This window comes from Wenzhouxiangella marina, from assembly GCF_001187785.1.
Classification (GTDB): Bacteria; Pseudomonadota; Gammaproteobacteria; order Xanthomonadales; family Wenzhouxiangellaceae; genus Wenzhouxiangella; species Wenzhouxiangella marina.
Map to the genome: position 1 here is coordinate 1,514,795 of NZ_CP012154.1, position 18,715 is coordinate 1,533,509.

At 65.9% G+C, this 18,715-nt stretch carries 14 protein-coding genes and 5 tRNA genes; 15 read left to right on the forward strand and 4 right to left on the reverse strand.

The window, feature by feature from the left end; translation table 11 throughout:
* Positions 1-121: 121 nt before the first annotated feature.
* From WM2015_RS06270 to WM2015_RS06300, 8 genes are all read left to right on the forward strand, one after another.
* Positions 122-2,164: a marine proteobacterial sortase target protein gene (locus WM2015_RS06270; protein ID WP_049725250.1), complete on the forward strand. Its 2,043-nt coding sequence runs from the start codon at positions 122-124 to the stop codon at positions 2,162-2,164.
* A complete protein-coding gene (locus WM2015_RS06275; RefSeq protein WP_049725251.1) occupies positions 2,161-2,739 on the forward strand; it encodes a sortase domain-containing protein in 579 nt (192 codons plus the stop codon). The genes WM2015_RS06270 and WM2015_RS06275 overlap by 4 nt, the downstream gene beginning before the upstream one ends.
* Positions 2,736-3,014, forward strand: a complete 279-nt coding sequence (locus WM2015_RS15830) for a hypothetical protein (RefSeq protein ID WP_156200954.1) — start codon at positions 2,736-2,738, stop codon at positions 3,012-3,014. Before WM2015_RS06275 ends, WM2015_RS15830 begins: the two co-directional genes overlap by 4 nt.
* 37 nt (positions 3,015-3,051) lie before the next feature.
* Complete coding sequence (lipA, locus tag WM2015_RS06280) at positions 3,052-4,056, forward strand: lipoyl synthase (RefSeq protein ID WP_049725252.1); 1,005 nt, start codon at positions 3,052-3,054, stop codon at positions 4,054-4,056.
* A 13-nt stretch (positions 4,057-4,069) separates the two neighbouring features.
* A complete protein-coding gene (locus tag WM2015_RS06285) occupies positions 4,070-4,429 on the forward strand; it encodes a hypothetical protein (protein WP_049725253.1) in 360 nt (119 codons plus the stop codon).
* Positions 4,430-4,503: 74 nt separating this feature from the next.
* On the forward strand, positions 4,504-6,741 hold the full coding sequence (locus tag WM2015_RS06290) for a S9 family peptidase (RefSeq protein ID WP_082169521.1): 2,238 nt from the start codon (positions 4,504-4,506) through the stop codon (positions 6,739-6,741).
* Positions 6,742-6,754: 13 nt separating this feature from the next.
* Positions 6,755-7,318: a DUF2799 domain-containing protein gene (locus WM2015_RS06295; RefSeq protein ID WP_082169522.1), complete on the forward strand. Its 564-nt coding sequence runs from the start codon at positions 6,755-6,757 to the stop codon at positions 7,316-7,318.
* Positions 7,318-9,864: a serine/threonine-protein kinase gene (locus WM2015_RS06300; RefSeq protein WP_049725255.1), complete on the forward strand. Its 2,547-nt coding sequence runs from the start codon at positions 7,318-7,320 to the stop codon at positions 9,862-9,864. Before WM2015_RS06295 ends, WM2015_RS06300 begins: the two co-directional genes overlap by 1 nt.
* Before the next feature lie 87 nt (positions 9,865-9,951).
* Here the strand turns inward: WM2015_RS06300 and WM2015_RS06305 are convergent, their stop codons facing one another.
* The 4 genes from WM2015_RS06305 to WM2015_RS06320 form a co-directional block, all read right to left on the reverse strand.
* Positions 9,952-12,039 (reverse strand): hypothetical protein, encoded by a 2,088-nt coding sequence (locus WM2015_RS06305; protein WP_049725256.1) that lies wholly within the window; start codon positions 12,037-12,039, stop codon positions 9,952-9,954.
* 116 nt (positions 12,040-12,155) lie between these two features.
* The gene (locus WM2015_RS06310; RefSeq protein ID WP_049725257.1) at positions 12,156-12,782 is read right to left on the reverse strand and encodes a response regulator; all 627 of its coding nucleotides are present in this window, start codon (positions 12,780-12,782) and stop codon (positions 12,156-12,158) included.
* Entirely contained in the window at positions 12,779-14,161 is a 1,383-nt protein-coding gene (locus tag WM2015_RS06315) for an FHA domain-containing protein (protein ID WP_049725258.1), read from the reverse strand. The genes WM2015_RS06310 and WM2015_RS06315 overlap by 4 nt, the downstream gene beginning before the upstream one ends.
* A gap of 139 nt (positions 14,162-14,300) precedes the next feature.
* Positions 14,301-15,602 carry an alpha/beta hydrolase gene (locus WM2015_RS06320; RefSeq protein WP_211260969.1) on the reverse strand — a complete coding sequence of 434 codons (1,302 nt, stop codon included), beginning with the start codon at positions 15,600-15,602 and terminating at the stop codon, positions 14,301-14,303.
* Positions 15,603-15,744: 142 nt separating this feature from the next.
* Here WM2015_RS06320 and WM2015_RS06325 point away from each other — a divergent pair.
* From WM2015_RS06325 to clpP, 7 genes are all read left to right on the forward strand, one after another.
* Positions 15,745-15,821 (forward strand) — tRNA-Arg (locus WM2015_RS06325).
* 508 nt (positions 15,822-16,329) lie between these two features.
* A tRNA-Pro gene (locus WM2015_RS06330) sits at positions 16,330-16,406 on the forward strand.
* A 10-nt stretch (positions 16,407-16,416) separates the two neighbouring features.
* A tRNA-Arg gene (locus tag WM2015_RS06335) sits at positions 16,417-16,493 on the forward strand.
* Positions 16,494-16,565: 72 nt separating this feature from the next.
* Positions 16,566-16,641: transfer RNA gene (locus WM2015_RS06340), tRNA-His, on the forward strand.
* Positions 16,642-16,651: 10 nt separating this feature from the next.
* Positions 16,652-16,726, forward strand: a tRNA-Lys gene (locus tag WM2015_RS06345).
* Positions 16,727-16,809: 83 nt separating this feature from the next.
* A complete protein-coding gene (gene tig / locus WM2015_RS06350) occupies positions 16,810-18,093 on the forward strand; it encodes a trigger factor (RefSeq protein ID WP_049725260.1) in 1,284 nt (427 codons plus the stop codon).
* Positions 18,090-18,695 (forward strand): ATP-dependent Clp endopeptidase proteolytic subunit ClpP, encoded by a 606-nt coding sequence (gene clpP, locus WM2015_RS06355; protein WP_049725261.1) that lies wholly within the window; start codon positions 18,090-18,092, stop codon positions 18,693-18,695. The genes tig and clpP overlap by 4 nt, the downstream gene beginning before the upstream one ends.
* Positions 18,696-18,715 lie beyond the last annotated feature (20 nt).

Here is an 18,715-nt window from a genome sequence, read left to right on the forward strand (position 1 = left end):
TCGAGGGTTTCCACGAACTTGCCATGCCTTGCCACCGAATTGCCATCTTTCGGTCCGGCCAGGGTCAGCGCGGTGGATTGCAATGGGGCCATCGAATCCACCACCTTCATGGAGACCCCCGATGGCCGCGTTCCACCGATCCTTCCTTGCTGTCCTTTTCGCCGCCGCCATGATCAGCGCGCGGGCTCAGTCGCCGGAGCCGAGCCCCGCCACGCTCTGGCTCGAGCATGACGGGCAGTCGAGCGCCTCGCTGGCGCTGGTGACCGATATCGACATCGAGGTCACCGGCCTGCTGGCCTACGCCCAGGTCCGGCAGCAGTTCCTCAACGACACCGCGGAGTGGGCGGAGGGTCGCTACGTGTTTCCGTTGCCCGACAACGCGGCGGTGGAGAGCCTGCGCGTCGTGATCGGGGATCGGGTCATCGAAGGCGAGATCCAGGAACGCGAGGAAGCGCGCGCCACCTACGAGCGGGCCCGGGCGGAGGGGCGAATCGCCAGCCTGGTCGAGCAGGAGCGGGCCAATCTGTTCTCCACCCGGATCGCGAACATCGCGCCGGGTGAGCTGGTCGAGGTGCAGATCGGCTTTCGCCAGGCCGTGGAATTCGTGCACGGCGAATTCCGCCTGCGGTTCCCGATGAGCATGGCGCCGCCCTATGTGCCCGGCAATCCGACGCCCGCCGAAATGGGGTCCGCAGCCGATGGCGGTGGCTGGTCGCCGAACACCGACCGGGTTCCGGATGCCTCCAGGATCACGCCGCCGCTTGCCGGTCCCCTGGACTCGGTCAATCCCGTCGATCTGAGTGTCGAACTGACCCCGGGCGTGCCGCTGACCTGGCTCGAGTCGAGCCATCATCTGATCGACAAGCAGTTCGATCGGGGCCGCTGGACCGTCACCCTCGACGGACCCTTTGCCGACCCCCACCGCGACTTCGAACTGGTGTGGCGGCCGGCGGTGGACTCGCACGTGGAATCGGCCGTGTTCATGCAGCGCCTCGGGGGCCTCGACCACGCTCTGGTCCTGCTGACTCCACCGCAGGACTTCGCCGCCCTGCAGACGCGGCGCGAGGTGACCCTGATCATCGATACCTCCGGCTCGATGCAGGGGCAGTCGATCGAGCAGGCGCGCAAGGCCCTGCTGTTCGCCCTCGACAGCCTGTCGGCGCAGGATCGCTTCAACCTGATCGAGTTCAACAGTGCCGCCAGTGCCCTGTTCCCGGCGCCGGTCGAGGCCAGCGCCGACCACGTCCTGCGCGCCCGCCACTTCGTCAATGCCTTGCGCGCCGACGGGGGCACGGAGATGCTTCAGCCCCTGGAGCTGGCCCTGGGCCAGCCAATCAGTCCTGGCTATCTGCCCCAGCTGGTCTTCATCACCGATGGCCAGGTCGGCAATACAACGGAGATCGTCGATCTGGTTCGGCGTCGGATCGGTCAGGCCCGCCTGTTCACGGTCGGCATCGGGCATGGCGTCAACAGCCAGTTCCTGGGCGATCTGGCCCGCTTCGGGCGGGGCAGCGAAGTGCTGATCGCCGACCTCTGGCAGGTGCAGGGGCGGATGACCGAGCTGGTCGCGCAGCTGACCAGCCCCGTGCTGCACGATATCGAAGTGCACTGGCCGGCCGAGGTGGAAGCCGTGCCGGAGCGCATTCCCGATCTCTACACCGGCCAGCCGCTGATGGTGGTGGCACGGGCCGAGCGTCTGCGCGGTGATGTCCTGGTCACCGGTCTGAGCGATGGCCAGCCCTGGCAGCAGGTCATCCCCCTGGAGACCTTCCAGATCGCGCCTGGCGTGGCCGCCCACTGGGGTCGGCAGGCGATCCAGCGCGAGCTCGACCGGCGTGGGCACGAACTGGCCGAGGACGAGGTCCGACGGCGCGTGCTCGACCTCGCCATCGAGTATCAACTGCTCAGCCCCTACACCAGCCTCGTGGCGGTGGATCGGACCCCCGAACGCTCTCGCGAAGCCGCCCTGCGACGCCATCAGGTCCCCGGATATCTGGCCGACAACGGTGCCGATGCCAACGCCATGCTGGCCCGGGCCATGCCGGCCACCGATGCCGGCACGGTCTCGCGCTGGTTGCGTGGTCTGCTGGCCCTGCTGATGGTCGTGCTGCTTCTGCTGCACCCCTTCATCAGTCGTCAGGGTGACGGGGAGGGTGAGTCATGATTCGCCGGATTCTGATCGCTTCCCTGCTGGCCGTGGGCCTCTGGCAGCTCGGCGGCGCAGCGACCATCGAGGCCAAGGCCTGGCTGGGCCAGATCCTGCTGGAACGGGCCTGGGCGCAGTCGAGGGAAGAGGAAAGGCCGGTCAGTCCCTGGCCGGGCGCGGTCAGCCACCCCGTGGCGCGTCTTCGGGTGCCGGAGCTGGACATCGACTACCTCGTGCTCGATGGGGCGGATACCCCGGTGCTGGCCTGGGGGCCGGGCATGGAAACCGGACCGGCGGGACATCGCCTGATCGCGGCCCATCGGGACACCCATTTCCGCTTCCTGGAACACCTGGTCACCGGCGCCGAGGTGGAGCTGGAGCTGGGCGGAGGACAGACCGAGCACTGGCGCGTGGCCAGCCAGCAGGTGGTGGACTCGCGCACGACCGGCCTGAATCTGGCCGCCCCGGATCTGATGACCTGGGTCACCTGCTGGCCCTTCGACGCGATCGAGGCCGGCGGGCCCATGCGCCTGCTCGTTCAACTGGAGCGCGAAGATCGCCTGGAATCCCTGCCGACCGGAGAAACGCGATGAGCACACTCTGCCTGGACGAACTCAGTACCGCGCAGCGACGGGCGCTGGACCGATCCGAAGCTCGATCGGCCGTCAAACCGCTGCTCGGGGCGCCATCGTCGCCGTCGCTGGCCGATGGCGATCACTGGTGGCAGCAGCATGATCCCGGGCGCGCCCAGCTCGAGGTCGGCAGCTCCGAGTCCTCAGCGAGCCGCGTGCAACGCGCACGGCCCCGTCATCGCGAGCCGCGGCGGCGGAAAAGGGCCCGCTTGCACGCCGCGCTGCCCGCATCGTGAGATAATCGGCGTCCAGTTCGAACCCGGGCCGACAGTCATGTCCGACAAGCAGCGCATCTCGATCACGGTCAAGAGCGGTGAAAAGGTGGTCAAGCCCCAGGGCTTCACCGCGATCCGCGATGGCATCAAGGCCCGTGCCGGTGCCGAGCCGGCGCCGATCGGTCGCAAGCCCACCTGGCTGCGGGCGCGGCTGCCCTCGGGCGGCAAATACGAGGCGGTCAAGCGCAACGTGAACGAACACCGCCTGGCCACGGTCTGCCAGGAATCGAAGTGCCCGAATATCGGCGAGTGCTGGTCGAACGGGGTCGCGACGATCATGCTGATGGGCGATGTCTGCACCCGGGCCTGCCGCTTCTGCTCCGTCGACACCGGCAACCCGCGGGGCTGGCTCGATCCCGAGGAGCCGGCCAATTCGGCCGAGTCCGTGCGGCTGATGGATCTGAAGTACGTGGTCCTGACCTCGGTGGACCGTGATGACCTGCCGGATGGAGGTGCAGGGCATTACGCGGCCTGCATTCGCGAGATCAAGAAGGTCAACCCCCAGACGGCGGTGGAAGCGCTGACGCCGGATTTCCAGGGTCGTCTTCACGACGTGGAAACCGTGGTCGATTCCGGCCTGGAGGTGTTCGCCCAGAACGTCGAGACCGTTCGTCGCCTGACCCATCCCGTGCGCGATCCCCGCGCCGGCTACCAGCAGACCCTGGACGTGCTGGCCCACGCCAAGCGCCATCGCCCCGAGGTCCTGACCAAGACCAGTCTGATGCTCGGCCTGGGCGAGACCGACGAGGAAGTGATCGAGACGATGCGCGATCTGCGCGCGATCGGGGTCGACATCGTGACCTTCGGTCAGTACCTGCGCCCGACCGTCAACCACCTGCCGGTCGAGCGTTTCGTCACGCCCGAGGAGTTCCGCAAGCTGCGCGAGATCGGCCTGGAAATGGGCTTCATGGAAGTGGTGTCCGGGCCGCTGGTCCGCTCCAGCTATCGCGCCGATCGCGTCTTCGAGAAGAACAACTGCGGCATCGACGAGTCCGCGGCCTGAGGCGAGACGCTGCATGACCAAGCGCCTCGAGCCCGAGGAGCAGGCGCGGTTCCTGGCCGCGCTGGCGGGCTTGCTCGAACAGGCCCGTCGCGAGCGACGGACCCTGACCTACCTCCAGATTGCCGATGCCCTGGCCATGCCGGGCCCGCATCGGATCCACAAGACCACCCGCCTGATCGAACTTCTACTCAAGCAGGAAGTGACCGCAGGGCGGCTGCCTCGAGCGGCTCTGGCGGTCAGTCGTGCCCGTCCGGGTCGACCGGCGCCAGGCTTCTTCGACCGCGCCCGTCGCCTGGGCCTGTTCGACGGTCAGGATTCCGACGCCTTTCACGAGGGCCTGCTCGAACGCTTGTTCGCCGCGGACCGGGCGTGACCTCTGGCGGCTGACGCCCGGGCGGGCAGGGTGTAACATGCGCTTCCTGTGTTGATTCCATTCGAGCCGATTCCATGTTCCAGACCCTGCTGTCCGTCCGCGCCCTGCGGGCGTGTGTTCTCGCCCTGTTCCTCGTCGGCCTGGCCGGCTGTGGATCAGAGACCCCGGCGCCGTCCGCCGAGCCTGCTGCTCAGCCTGCCGACCCCGTCGAAAGCGCGCCAGCGGTCGTGCTCGAACCGCCGATGGCCGAACAGCGCGAGCACGTCGTGAGCGCGCCGGCCGGAGATCGCGAGGACCCGTGGTACTGGCTACGGGACGACGAACGTGAAGATCCCGAAGTGCTGGCCTATCTGGAAGCCGAGAACGAGTACAAGGAGGCCAGCCTGGCCCACCTGAGCGGTCTGCGCGAGCGGCTGTTCGAAGAACTTCGTGGCCGGATCGTCGAGGACGATTCCTCGACGCCGATCTTCGACAACGGCTACTGGTACTACACGCGCTACGAGAGCGGCAAGGAATACCCCATCCATGCCCGCCGCGAGGGCACGATGGAGGCCGACGAAGAAATCCTGCTCGACGTCAACGTACTGGCCGAAGGCCATGACTTCTACAGCGTCGGTGATTGGGATGTCAGCCTGGACAACCGACGCCTGGCCTACCTGGAAGACAACATCGGTCGTCGTCAGTACCGCATCCTGATCAAGGACCTGGCCACGGGCGAAACCGTGGACACGGGCATCGTCGGCGCCTCCAGCCTCAGCTGGTCGGGCGATCATCGTCACCTGTTCTACGTCGCCAACGAGCCCGAGACCCTTCGCTCCTGGCAGGTCTGGCGTCTGGACACGGCGCCCGAGTCCGTGCAGGAGGGCGAGATGCCCTTCGGTCAGGGTGATCTCGTTTACCAGGAAGACGATGCGGCCTTCTACACCGGTGTCGGTCGTACGGACTCCGGGGCCTACAACGTCATCTACCTCGGCTCGACCGTCTCCAGCGAAATGCGAGTGCTCGAAAGCGATCAGCCGCTCGGCGAGTTCCGGGTGTTCTTCCCCCGCGAGCGCGATCACGAGTACTACATCGACCATCACCAGGACCGCTGGATCGTCCAGACGAATTTCGAGGCGCCGAATTATCGCCTGATGACCGTCGGCCTCGACGATCACGCCGATCGCTCGCAGTGGCAGGACCTGGTGCCGCATTCGGACGAGATCTTCATCCACACCTTTACCGCCCTGGACGACATCCTGGCGATCAGCGAGCGCTCCGACGGTCTGCGTCGTCTGCGCCTGCAGGACTGGGATAGCGGTGAATCCCAGGTGCTGGCCTTCGAGGAACCCGCCTATGTCGCCTACCTGGGCTCCAACCCCGATCAGAGCTCGCCGCTGCTGCGCTTCTACTACGAGTCGATGACCACGCCGACCCAGACCTGGGATCTCAACGTGGTCACCGGCGAGCGCACCCTGCTCAAGCAGGAAGAGGTGCCCGGCGACTTCGATTCCGCCGACTACGTCACCCACTGGATGATGGTCCCGGCCCGGGATGGCGTCGAGGTTCCGGTTTCGATCATGCATCACAAGGACACGCAGCTGGATGGCAGTGCGCCGCTGTACCAGTACGCCTACGGGTCGTATGGGTCGAGCACGGAGCCGAGCTTCTCGACCAATCGCCTCAGTCTGGTCGACCGAGGTTTCGTCTTCGCCATCGCCCATGTCCGCGGCGGGCAGGAGATGGGCCGCCAATGGTACGACGATGGGCGCATGCTCAACAAGATCAATACCTTCAACGATTTCATCGACGTTACGGCCTATCTGGTCGACGAAGGCATGGTCGATGGTGAGCGGGTCTTCGCCATGGGTGGCAGCGCCGGCGGCCTGCTGACGGGGGCGGTCGCCAACATGGCGCCCGAGCGCTACGCCGGCATCATTGCGCACGTACCGTTCGTGGATGTGGTCACGACGATGCTCGACGAGTCGATCCCCTTGACGACCAACGAGTTCGACGAGTGGGGCAATCCGATGGATCCCGTCTACTACGAGTACATGCTCAGCTACTCGCCCTATGACAACGTGACGGCGCAGGATTACCCGGCCATGCTGGTCACGACCGGTCTGTGGGATTCCCAGGTCCAGTACTGGGAGCCCGCCAAGTGGGTCGCCAAGCTGCGCGCCACCAAGACCGATGACAATCCGCTGCTGCTGCACACCAACATGGAAGCCGGCCACGGCGGTGCATCCGGGCGTTTCCGTCGTCTGGAGCAGGCGGCCCTTGAATACGCCTTCGTACTGGATCAGGCCGGTCTGGCCGAGCAGTCCGACTGAGGAGGGCGGGGCGATGCGAGGGAGACTGGTCGTATTGATGACCGTGAGTGGCCTGCTTTCGGGCTGCGCCACGATGAGCCCGGAACAGTGCATGGTGGCCGACTGGTACCGCCTCGGCGAGCAGGACGCCCGCCAGGGACGCACGCCGGACTACCTGGCAGAGCGCGCCGGGGCCTGCCAGGAAGCCGGCTACGAGGCCGACACCGAGGCCTGGTACTCGGGCTTCTCCGAAGGCCTGGCGGCCTTCTGCACTCTGGACAACGGCTTCCGCTTCGGCCTGGAGGGCGGACGTTATCTCAGGACCTGTCCTCCGGGCTGGGATGCGGATTTCGAGGAAGGCTACGCCATGGGTCGCGGCATCTACGATCTCGAACAGCGGGTCGCCCAGGGCCAGCGCGAGCTCGATAGCGTCGACGATCGAATCGAAGACGAGCTGTACAAGGAAAGCCCCGATCCGGACCGCATCCAGGAACTGCGGCGTCAGCGCGAACGCCTGGAGCGTGGTCTGCGTGAAGACGAAGTGGAACTGGCCACGGCGCGGGGCGTGGCCATCGGTCGCGGGTTCAACGTCCAGTAGTGGCGTCGCGTCCGCAGGCCTCGGATCAGGGGCTGCTCAGCCTGGCGGTCCGGGCCGGTCGCCTGGAACCCGGCCAGCGCGATGCCTTCCTGCGCCGCGAACTCGAAGATCGCCCCGAACTCCTCGAGCAGGCCGAGTCTCTCGTTCGCTTGCTCGAAGAGGCGACCTGCGCCCCGACGGTGGCGCGAGCCGGTGAAGCCGTGTCGGCGCTGCCGACGATTCCCGGCTTCGAACTCAACGAACTGGTCGGACATGGTGGCATGGGCAGCGTGTATCGCGCTCGCCAGCTGCACCCGGACCGCGAGGTCGCGATCAAGCTGATCCGCGCCGACCTGATGTCCGCCGAGGCCCGCCAGCGTCTCGTGCAGGAAGCCGATCTGCTGGGCCGTCTGAACCACCCGTCCATCGCCAGGATCCATGCGGCCGGGACGGTGGACTCGGCGGCCGGGGCCCAGCCCTGGCTGGCCATGGAATTGATCGATGGTCTTCCGTTGGACGCCTATCTCCAGTCCCGGTCGCTGTCGAATCGTGAGGTCATCGAGCTGATCGGAGCCATCGCCGATGGCGTCGCCCATGCGCATCAGCAGGGCGTCATCCACCGCGATCTCAAACCGGCCAATGTCCTGGTCGACGAGGCGGGTCATCCACACGTCCTGGATTTCGGCGTGGCTCGATTGACCGACGTCGATCCTGGCCAGGCCTCGACCCTGATCCAGACCGGCGAGCTGGTCGGCACCCTCGGCTACATGGCTCCCGAGCAGATCGATGGACGGGCCGACACCCGGAGCGATATCCACGCCCTGGGCGTGATGCTCTACCAGGCCTTCGCCGGGCGGCTGCCGATCGTACTGACCGGGCTCAGCCTGATCGATGCCCTGGCGCGGCTGGCGCAGGATGAGCCCGATCCCCTCCGGCGCCTGCGACCGGACCTGGACCCGGAGCTTGACGCCCTGGTGATGCAGGCGCTCGCCCGGGACCCGGATGAGCGCTATGCCTCCGTGGCGCAGTTCAGGGAGGACATGCAGCGCTGGCTCGATCATCGCCCCCTGCTGGCCCGAAGTCCGGGTCGATGGCGGCGTGCCCGGCTGTTCGTGCGACGCCACCGCCTTGGCGTGGGGGCGGCGGCGGCGGTGGGACTGGCGGTGCTGACGGGCACCGCCCTGGCCGTGCATTTCGCCTGGCGCGAATCGCAGGCGAGGTTCGAGGCCGAGCTGCGTGCCGAACAACTATCGGCCGTCAATCAGTTCATTCGCGACATGCTGCTGGCCGCCGACCCGGACAACACCCTGGGTGAGCGGGTGACCCTGGTCGAGGCCCTGAACGAGGCTGCGAGAATGCTGCCGCTGGACCAGCAGATGGACCCACTGGTGCGTGCCGAACTGCACCGGACCATGGGCAGCATCCTGCTCAATCTCGGGCGCACGGAGGATGGCAGCGAGCAACTCGACTTCGCCAACGCCATCTTCCTCGACCATCCCGGCGCCCCCGGTCAGGAGCCGGATCTGGCCCGGATCGAGCAGGCCCGTGCGGCGCTGGAGGCGGGCGGGATCGAAGCTGCGCTCGAGCTCACGGGTCAGCTGGAATCGCGGATGCAGAGCTACCCCCGGGGGCACCACGTGCGCAATCACTGGGTGGCGGTGCGCACCCGCGCTCTGCTGGATGCCGGTCAGCTGGACCTGGCCGAGTCGCTGGTCGGTGCCCAGGCCGCCGAGGCCGAGGAGGTGCTGGGGGCCAGCCACAACGACACCCTGGTGCTGAAGAACTCCCTGGCGGTGATCGCCGCGCGTCGTGGTGATCATGCCCGCGAACTGAGCATTGCCCAGTCGATCGTCGATGGGCGGATCGATCGTTTCGGCAGCGATCATCCGCAGACTCTCTCGGCAATGAACAACCTGGCCTCCGCCTTGACCAATGCCGGTCGGATCGAAGCAGCGGATGCCCTGGTCCGCGATACCCTGGCCCGTCGCCAGCGCGTTCTCGGCGAGGAACACCCGAGCACGATCGTCAGCCGCAACAACCTGGCGGCTCTGTTGATCATGCAGGGCCAGGCCGAGGCCGCCGAGCCCGAGGCCCGGGCGGTGCTGGACTGGAACGAGCGCCGGCTGGGGCCACTGCACCCGAACACCCTGACGGCCCGCAACATTCTTGCGTTTCTGCTGGAAGATCAGGGACGGCTCGATGAGGCCGAGCCCCTGTACCGGGAGGTGCTGAGCCGGGTGCAGGCCAGTGACGACGACGGTCTCAGAACCCAGATGCTGGGCGTGGCCAACAATCTGGGGATGCTGCTGCTCAATCGCGGCCAGCCCGAGGCCGCAGTGACCGAGTTCGAGCTGCTGCTGCAGGAAGCCGAGCGTCTGCTGGGCGCCGAGCACGTGAGCTATGCGGTGTTCCGGGCGAACTACGGCTGGTGCCTGGCCGGGGCCGGCCGGACCCGCGAGGCGCGCCTGCATCTCGGCGAAAGTCTGGCGGCACTGGAGCCGGCACTGGGCTCGGACCACCCGCGCGTGGCGCAGGTCCGGCAGCGCCTGGCTTCGCTGGACGGTTGAAGGTGATCTGAATGCTTGCCGGCTCTTGAAAAGATGAAGGGGCCGGCCACGAGGCCGACCCCTTCCGAGCGCGTGCAGGGCACTCGTTTACCGTGCGCTCGGTGTGCCCGAGCAAGTGGTCAGACCAAGCTGATAGAGACGAATCATGTCGATCTGGCCCGAACCGTAGGCCGGATCGTCGGACTGGTAATCGATGGTCAGCTGGTCGCAACCCTCGAAGTCGATCCGCACGCTGCCCCAGTCCGAGCCGACCACGTCGCTGCTGTCGAACAGCTCACCGAAGGCGGCGCCTGAGTAGCGGCGCATCTCATCGATGACGATGCTGTCGCCCTCGGTGCGGCCCATGCCGAACAGCCACAGGGGATTGCCCTGGGTGTCGAAGGTCGGCCAGTAGACCACCGGCGTGTGCTGCCCATCGAGGTCGGTGATGTGGATCTGCAGGCCTTCACCGCCGCGCTCCGGGTTGAAGAAACCGCCGGAGAAGCCGTTGACGACCGTCTCACGGGTCTCGCCGCAGTCGATGCCGGCGATGTTGGACAGGCGGCTCAGTTCGATGCTGCCGTCGCCGAATCCCGCCTGGTCGCTGAAGTAGTGCACCCGGCCACCGTCGCAATCGTCGAATTCGAACAGCAGGCTGCCCCATTCGACCAGGTCCACGTCGCCGGCGTCGAAGGCATCCCCGAAGCGCGCGCCGCGCGGCGCGAAGACCTGATCGAGGCGCATGAGGTTGCCCTCGACCGGTCCCTGGGCGATCAGCCACAGGGGCTGGCCCTCGGCATAGGTGAACCAGAACATCAGGCCGCGGCCATCGGGAAGCATGTCGATCATGAAACCTTCGCCGGAGCGGTCGGCGTTGAAGAACAGGCCGCTGTGGCCGGGTTCGACGGCAAAGCTCGGGTCCGGGTCGGTGGGCTCGCCGGGACCGGCGCTTGCTTCGCGCTGGAAGTGGTAGAAGGCGGTGAAGCCGCCGGCCGGCGCCCCGAAGGCCTTGACCAGGAGGTCCGTGCCATTGGTGGTCAGGCCGCCGCCGAAGACGTCGCTGCCATTGCTGCTGACCGGTGCCACCAGTTCCTGGATGAGCTCGTAGTCGCTGCCGCTGCGTTGGTAGATGTAGACCTTGCCGGCGGCGGGTTCGGTCTGGCGGACCCCGTTCTCGGCGCCAACGATCAGCAGATCATCGGCGAATCTGCCGATCACGCCGTAGATGTCGTTGTTTGCACGGGTGGGAGGCGTCAGTTTGCCCGACGGCTGCCACAGTCCTGCGCTGTCGCGTTCATACAGGAAGACGGCACCGGGCTCGGCGAGGTTGACCGCACCGACGGCCATGGTCTGATCCTGAACGTCGACGAAGTAGCCGAAGTTCGATTCCGAGTCCGTGGTCGTGAGGGTCTGACTCAGCACGAAGTCGTCGCCGACCCGGTCATAGACGTAGACGCGTCCCGGGCCGCCGAAGGTCTGCGCTTCCGGGGCGCCGACGATCAGCTGGTCTGCGGTCAGCTCGAAGTCCAGCCCGTAAAAAGCCGTCGACTCGGTGATCCGATCGATCTCGGCCCAGCTGTCACCGTTGCGCTGGAAGATGTAGATGCCGTCGGCACGAGCGAAGTTGAAGCCGAAGACCGTCTCGAAGGTGACCGACTGGACGGCCAGGGTGTCGCCCTCGATGTCCAGGGAGCCGCCGATGGCCCGATTGCCGCCGACGTTGGATCCGATCAGGTCGGTGACCGGCCGCCAGCCAGCGTTGACCCCGTCGGGGTTGTAGGACGGGTCGCGCTCGAAGATCCAGACGCGCGAATCGGAGGGATTGCCCTGGCCGTCGCCACGCAGGCCCGACAGGGCGGAGATGAACAGGGTGTCGCCGTCGAGCTCCATGTCGGCGGCGCCGAACATGTCTCCGGGGCTGCAGCTGGGCGCCTGCAGGACGGAGGCCAGCTCGAAGCGGCCCTCGGCGTTCTTGGTGTAGTGGTAGACCTCACCGCAGGTCGGGGCCGGATCGGGTTCACCGAAGCCGTGGGGCCAGGCGACGAACAGGTCGTTCTCGAACACGCGCGAGCCCAGGCCGAAGTCTTCGACCTCGCCGCCGGCGGGCGTCAGGTCTTCGATGAACTCGAATTGTGCGAATGCCGGCAAGGACAGCATGGCCAGTGTGAAACTCAGACAGGTGATCAACTTGCGCATTGGGTTCCCCTCGGATACGTGGATGAGGCTTCAGCGCTTCTCGAGCGCCGATGGGCATTGTCCGTAAGCGAGGGGAGGGCGCCTATCCCCCGAATGAGGGGGGCAGTCGCGGAGCGCTAGCGCAGGAGGCCGAATTCGGCCGCCTTCAGGGCGGCTTCGGCGCGGGAATTGATGCCGAGCTTGCGATAGATGTCCTTGACGTAGCCGGCTGCCGTATGCCGCGTGATCTCGAGCAGGCGGCCGACTTCGTTCAGGGAATAGCCCTTGCCGATCAGCTGGAGCACCTCGGTTTCCCTGGGGCTGAGCGGCGTTTCAGGGGGTTCCGGATCCTGGAAGAAGCTCAGCAGTCGTCTTGCGATTCCCGGCGACAGCGGGGGCTTGCCCTGGCTGATCTCGCGCAGCACCCGGACCAGCGCGTCCTGCCCCTGGTCCTTGGTGAAGTAGCCGTCGGCGCCCGCGCGCAGGGCCGGGAACAGATGGGCGTCGTCGGCAAAGGTGCTGGCCACGACACAGAGTGCATCCGGGTGGGCGCGCTTGATCGCCGCGATCAGGGCGGTGCCGTCGCCATCCGGCAGGCCGAGGTCTACCAGGGCAAGGTCCGGCCGGTCCTGTGCGAGCCATTCGCGAGCGCCGGAACAGCTTTCCGTGCAGGCCACGGAGATGCCTGGAAAGGCCTCGTTCAGTGCCGCTTCCAGCCAGGCGCGGGCCGCGGGAAGGTCTTCGATGATCAGGGCCTTGTTCATGCGGTGCTTCCCATCAGCTTGATGTGGAAGTGGGTGATGAGCTGATCCCCCTCGACATGCCACTCCACCTGGCCTCCGAGCACCAGGCTGCGCTTGATGAGGCCGTTGATGCCTCGTCCCGGGGACCAGTCCTCGGGTGCCTGAAAGTCTCCATCATGAGCGATCCGGACATGCAGATCTGGCGCTTGGGCATCGATCGCCACGGTAAAGCGGCTTGCGCCGGCATGCCTGAGGCCATTGCTGAGCGCTTCCCGGATGGCTCGGCTCAGGTTGGCCGCATCGGCCGGATTCCAGTCGACGTCAGGGATGGCATCGCTCGGCGGCCATGCGAGCTCGACGCCGGCGTTCTCGAGCCGTTCGGCGGCTTCCGAACGAACCGCGGCCAGTAGTTCGGACAGGGGCTGCGGCTGACCGGCCGGCCTGGACACGACGTCGCGGAGGTCCTGGAGCATGGCGCGGACCTCATCCGCGTCCGCCGGCGTGCGGGCGCGATAGATCTGATTGAGCAGTCGAGCGCCCAGGTCATCATGAAGATCGGAGTAGATGCGCTCACGCTGGTCCCAGAGGGCCTGCTGGTGGTGCAGGCGCGCCAGGGCCAGGGAGCCGACGCGCAGCAGGGCCTGACAGAAGCGCGCGGTGTCCGGTTGCTCCCTGGCTTCACCCTGGCGCGTGTCGAGGTAGAGCAGGAGATCCCCCCAGTCGTCGACCGCCTCGACGACGGCCAGAGCGCTGCTCACCTCCAGCGCGGCCACGCTGGCACTCCGGTCGCCGGCGGGAATCTGGCGAAGCTCGACCAGGCGACGAGATCTCGCGGTTTCGATCAGTTGCCGGCTGAAATCCGTCGAGCCCGGCGCGTCCGGCAGGCTGGCGAGGACGGTGGATTCCGACGTCCGGAGATCGATCAGTGCGGCTCGGCGAAAGCCGCTGCCCAGCAGCGCGGTTTCCAGGATGAATCGCTGCACCTCGAGTTCCGAGGACACTCGATTGACCCGGCTCGAGAAGTCGAGCAGGAGTTCCAGCCGCGGTGCCGCCACGCTGGCGGCCCGGGCATCCACGACCACGGTCCGCCCTTCATCCCAGGCCGACGTCTCGGCGAGCACGAAGCACCAGGGCCCGATGCCGAGGCGGTCGCCGGCGGCGAGCTCCGCCTGTTCGACCGCCTGACCGTTGACCATGATTCCGGCGCTGGAGCCGAGATCCCGGATCGTGGGCGGGTTCGTCCAATCGATCCGCGCGTGCTGGCGAGAGATCTGCGGATCGGCAAGCACCAGATCGCAGTCGCTGCCGCGACCGATCAACCAGCTGTCCCGAGCATGGCCGGGAAAGTGCAGGCCGGGGCCTTGGATCTGTTTGAGACGCGCGACGGACTTCTCGTTCATTGCACGCTGACGGGGCTCGTTGATGACCGCGAAAGTCTGGCACAGCCGGACGAGCCTGTCAGCGCTGCTGGACCGCCTCGATGACCGGGGAGGGCTGGCTCGTACAGCCTTCGGTGCTCCTTTCGGGCTCCCGGCAAGGTCAATTGTCCTGGCGTATCGGCACGCCAGCGCGCTGCAGCAGCGTGCTCAGGCGGTGAGGGTAGTCACTCGGAATGCTCCAGAGAACGGCCAGGTCCTCTGGCTGGAGCGCGCGGTCACCGGCCGCGAGGCCGCCGCGAATGGCCAGCACCACATCGCTGCTTGCCCAGGGGTGATTGAACCAGTAGCGGTGCCCCGTGATGTCGAATCCGCGCTGATCGCTGCCTCGCGACACATCGATCACTTCCAGCCTGCGCGACGAGCGAATGGTCTCCAACTGCTCATCACTGAGGGCTTCGGATCGAATCTGGCCGATGCGCTCGTCACCTCGCATGAACCGACGGGCCATTCGAAGCGCCCCATCGTTCGATGAGGCCGTAACGACCAGTCGCTCAGCGATGGCCTCGAGGCGTGGCAGGGCCTCGATGAACTCAGAGCCCGGCACATCGGCGGCGGCGAAGTAGATCGTCCCCAGCCGGAAGCGTTCGCGCAGGTCCGGGTGCTCGTCGGCATGTCGCTCGTGCAGCTGCGCAAGGGCTTCGGTGACCAGGCGACCACCTGCGCTCCAGGTCACGATGTGGATGCGCTCGGCGATGGATCGGTCGGCGAGTAGTTCCAGCAGCGTGCTCAGCGCGGGCGCATTGCGATAGGCCCGCTCGAGGTCGTCTCCCAGGCCGTAGCTGAAGATGTTCTGGCGCGTTGGCCAAGCGAAGGCCACGGACGTCATGTCACGGCCCATGAAATGATCCAGCTGGGCGGCGAAAACATTGGCGTTGTAGAAGTTCACCTTCGCACCGTGGACATAGATCAGCAGATCCGGACTGCGCGAGGCCGCGATCGAGGCATTCAGGTCATCGAGCAACCAGGCTGTCGTTCCGCTCGCATCCTCGAGCTGGCCGGTCGGGGTGATCGAAAAGCGTCCGGCCTCGAGCAGTCCGGCCATGGACAGGGGCACGCTGGCCTCCCGCTCCGCCTGGCTCGATGCACGATCGAGGTCCGACCTGCTCATGTCCGGGCCGCCGAAACCGATCATTGCCAGACCGACCGATACGTGGCTGCTCTGCCTGTTGCCGTAGTCGACGCGCTGCTGACTCTCGCTGCGTTCGCGGGTGGTGGCGAAGTAGACCTTTCGAGGTGTCCATCGCTGATTCGGTGGTATGTGTGCCAGCGGTGTCGCGCCGGTTTCGCTGTAGAGGGCGGGCGTGGGCATCAGCGGCTCGACCTCCGGCAGGCTGCAACCGACCAGTATCGAGGACAATGACAGGGCAAGGGCAACTCGGACGACGAGGCGAGAACGAGGCATGGTGATCTGTTCCAGGCGCATCCAGTCGGCACTGTAACCAAGTCAGCTGAATGGAGCAATCCCGAGTCGGGCGTAAAAAAGCCCAAAACCGGGCTTGACAGGTCCAAGCCCTTTCCCGATAATGCGCGGCTTGCAGTTCAACGCGCCCGTAGCTCAGCTGGATAGAGTACCTGGCTACGAACCAGGCGGTCGGAGGTTCGAATCCTTCCGGGCGCGCCATTTAAAAAAGCCCGCTTCGGCGGGTTTTTTTATGCGCGACCGGAAGGGTTCGAACCTCCGACAATCAACAATCGGTTCGAACCGAAGGCCGATAGGCCGGAGCTCGCTGGCGCGCAGCGCCAGCAATCCTTCCGGGCGCGCACGGAGCTGCAGGTCACTAGAAGCCCCGCTTCGGCGGGGTTTTTTCGTATATGGCGCGCCCGGAAGCCGAGTCGAAGCTCCCAGGTTCGATCAGTTGCGCAGCAACTGACGACGAGCGGCGCAGCCTATGAGGCCCGCAGGGTCAAAACCGCCTTCGAGCGGTCTTGATCGATCCCTCCGACCGTGTCCCACCCGCACTCTCGTCGAAGAGGTGCGTCCATCCGTTCTGGCGAGGTTCCGGCTTCTCCGTCGATCTTTCGGGCTGCAGGCCCATCGGGCGGCCCGGAATCCAAAAATATCGCCCGCAAATCCGGCCCGAGGAGTTGACCGAACCGCCTCCCATCCGTAACATTGGCCGGCTTGGACGCGGGGCGTAGCGCAGCCTGGTAGCGCAACTGCTTTGGGAGCAGTAGGTCGCAGGTTCAAATCCTGCCGCCCCGACCAGGTCAGGCGTGCGCCTGTAGCTCAACCGGATAGAGCATCGGCCTTCTAAGCCGGCGGTTGCAGGTTCGAGTCCTGCCGGGCGCGCCACAACCGATTTCGCGCTACAATAGTGCGCTATCGGGCCGGTCGCGAGGTCCGGAACGACAATTTGTTTTGATGGTGGGCGTAGCTCAGTTGGTAGAGCACTGGATTGTGGCTCCAGAGGTCGCGGGTTCAACCCCCGTCGCTCACCCCATTTTCAAGATGGGCCGTTAGCTCAATGGTAGAGCAGCTGACTCTTAATCAGTAGGTTCGGGGTTCGAGTCCCTGACGGCCCACCACCTTTTCGGGTGCCGGTGCCACGCGGCGACGCATCCTTCGACATTCCGATATTCGACAACACTCACTTCGACAAAGACCAACCATGCAGGTATCCGTGGAAAATACCGGTGATCTCGAGCGGCGCATGACCGTTCAGGTTCCGGCCGATGAAATCGACAGCCAGGTCGCTGGCCGCCTCAATGAACTGCGCCGTGAAGTGCGCCTGAAGGGTTTCCGCCCGGGCAAGGTGCCGCTGAACGTGATTCGTCAGCGCTATGGCAAGCAGGTCCGCGACGAAGTGATGCAGCAACTGATGCAGTCGCGACTGCAGGATGCCATCGGCGAGCAGAAGCTGCGCGTGGCCGGCGTGACCCGCCTCGAGCCCAGGCCGGAAGCCGACGGCCAGTTCGAATTCGTGGCCGACCTGGAGGTGTTCCCGGAAATGCCCGAGATCAAGGTCGACGATCTGGCGATCGAGCGTCCGGAAGCCGAAGTCCAGGACTCGGACGTCGACGACATGATCGAGACCCTGCGGGAGCAGAAGCGGATCTGGAATGCCGTGGAACGTGCCTCGAAGGTCGGTGACCGGGTCAAGGCAGCCTACGTGGCCGAGGTCGATGGCGAGCGGGTGCCGAATACGGGGCGTCACGAAATCGCACCGGTCCTCGGCAAGCTCGAGAGCTTCCCGGAACTCGAGGGCGTGCTGACCGGCCTGTCTGCCGGCGACAAGAAGTCCCTGGAGATGAGCTTCCCCGAGTCCTATCGCCACCAGGCCCTGGCCGGCAAGAAGGCCCAGGTCGAGCTCGAGATCCAGGCGGTCGAAGAGTCCGAACTGCCGGAGGTCGATGACGCTTTCGCCAAGGAGTTCGGAGTCGAAGAAGGCGTCGACAAGCTGCGCGCCGACGTGCGCCGCAATCTGGAGCGCGAACTGCGCCAGACCGTCAGCAACCGTCTGAAGCAGGCCGTGACCGATGGTCTGCTCGAGCACTTCGGCGACATCAAGCTGCCGGATTCCAGCATCCAGCAGGAAGCCCGCCAGATGTTGATGCAGATGCAGCAGCAGATGGGTGGTCAGGGCGGCCAGTTGTCCCCGGACATGTTCCGTGAGCCGGCCGAGCGCCGTCTGCGCCTGGGCCTGTTGTTCGGAGAGTTCGCTCGCCAGAACGAGATCTCGATCGATCCCGAGCGCGTTGACGCGAAGCTCGCCGAGATCGCCGACACTTACGAGAATCCGGCGCAGATCATGGAAATCTATCGCTCCGACGAGCGCTTGATGGATCAGCTGGAGAATCTGGCCCTGGAAGAGCAGGTGGTCGACACCATCCTCGACAAGGCCAAGGTGACCGCCAAGAGCATGTCCTTCAAGGAAGTGATGGAGCAGGAATGAACGAAAAGGCGCTGAATCTGGTCCCGATGGTCGTCGAGCAGTCGGCTCGCGGCGAACGTGCCTACGACATCTACTCGCGCCTGCTCAAGGAGCGGGTGATCTTCATCGTCGGCCCGATCGAGGACTATTCCGCCAACCTGATTGTTGCCCAGCTCCTGTATCTCGAAAGCGAGAATCCGGACAAGGACATCAATATCTACATCAACTCGCCCGGCGGCTCCGTGACCGCCGGGATGGCCATCTACGACACCATGCAGTTCGTCAAGCCGGACGTGGCCACCATGTGTGTCGGCCAGGCGGCCAGCATGGGTGCCTTGCTGCTGGCCTCCGGGGCCAAGGGCAAGCGCTATGCCCTGCCGCATTCGCGCGTGATGATCCATCAGCCCCTCGGTGGCTTCCAGGGCCAGGCCTCGGACATCGATATCCATGCCCGGGAGATCCTGAAGATGAAGGACAATCTGAACGAGATCCTTCGTCATCACACCGGCCAGCCGATGGAGACGATCGAGGCCGACACCGATCGCGACAAGTTCATGTCGGCCGAAGAGGCCTGCGAGTACGGTCTGGTCGACGAAGTCCTGAGTTCGCGCGCGTCGACATGACCCGCGTCGTATTCGGTTAA

What these genes read in the sequence shown, in the direction of transcription:
- WM2015_RS06270 (WP_049725250.1), top strand. Translation starts at nt 122, where the DNA reads ATGGCCGCGTTCCACCGATCCTTCCTTGCTGTCCTTTTCGCCGCCGCC.
- WM2015_RS06275 (WP_049725251.1), top strand. Translation starts at nt 2,161, where the DNA reads ATGATTCGCCGGATTCTGATCGCTTCCCTGCTGGCCGTGGGCCTCTGG.
- WM2015_RS15830 (WP_156200954.1), top strand. Translation starts at nt 2,736, where the DNA reads ATGAGCACACTCTGCCTGGACGAACTCAGTACCGCGCAGCGACGGGCG.
- lipA (WP_049725252.1), top strand. Translation starts at nt 3,052, where the DNA reads ATGTCCGACAAGCAGCGCATCTCGATCACGGTCAAGAGCGGTGAAAAG.
- WM2015_RS06285 (WP_049725253.1), top strand. Translation starts at nt 4,070, where the DNA reads ATGACCAAGCGCCTCGAGCCCGAGGAGCAGGCGCGGTTCCTGGCCGCG.
- WM2015_RS06290 (WP_082169521.1), top strand. Translation starts at nt 4,504, where the DNA reads ATGTTCCAGACCCTGCTGTCCGTCCGCGCCCTGCGGGCGTGTGTTCTC.
- WM2015_RS06295 (WP_082169522.1), top strand. Translation starts at nt 6,755, where the DNA reads ATGCGAGGGAGACTGGTCGTATTGATGACCGTGAGTGGCCTGCTTTCG.
- WM2015_RS06305 (WP_049725256.1), bottom strand. Translation starts at nt 12,039, where the DNA reads ATGCGCAAGTTGATCACCTGTCTGAGTTTCACACTGGCCATGCTGTCC.
- WM2015_RS06310 (WP_049725257.1), bottom strand. Translation starts at nt 12,782, where the DNA reads ATGAACAAGGCCCTGATCATCGAAGACCTTCCCGCGGCCCGCGCCTGG.
- WM2015_RS06315 (WP_049725258.1), bottom strand. Translation starts at nt 14,161, where the DNA reads ATGAACGAGAAGTCCGTCGCGCGTCTCAAACAGATCCAAGGCCCCGGC.
- WM2015_RS06320 (WP_211260969.1), bottom strand. Translation starts at nt 15,602, where the DNA reads ATGCCTCGTTCTCGCCTCGTCGTCCGAGTTGCCCTTGCCCTGTCATTG.
- tig (WP_049725260.1), top strand. Translation starts at nt 16,810, where the DNA reads ATGCAGGTATCCGTGGAAAATACCGGTGATCTCGAGCGGCGCATGACC.
- clpP (WP_049725261.1), top strand. Translation starts at nt 18,090, where the DNA reads ATGAACGAAAAGGCGCTGAATCTGGTCCCGATGGTCGTCGAGCAGTCG.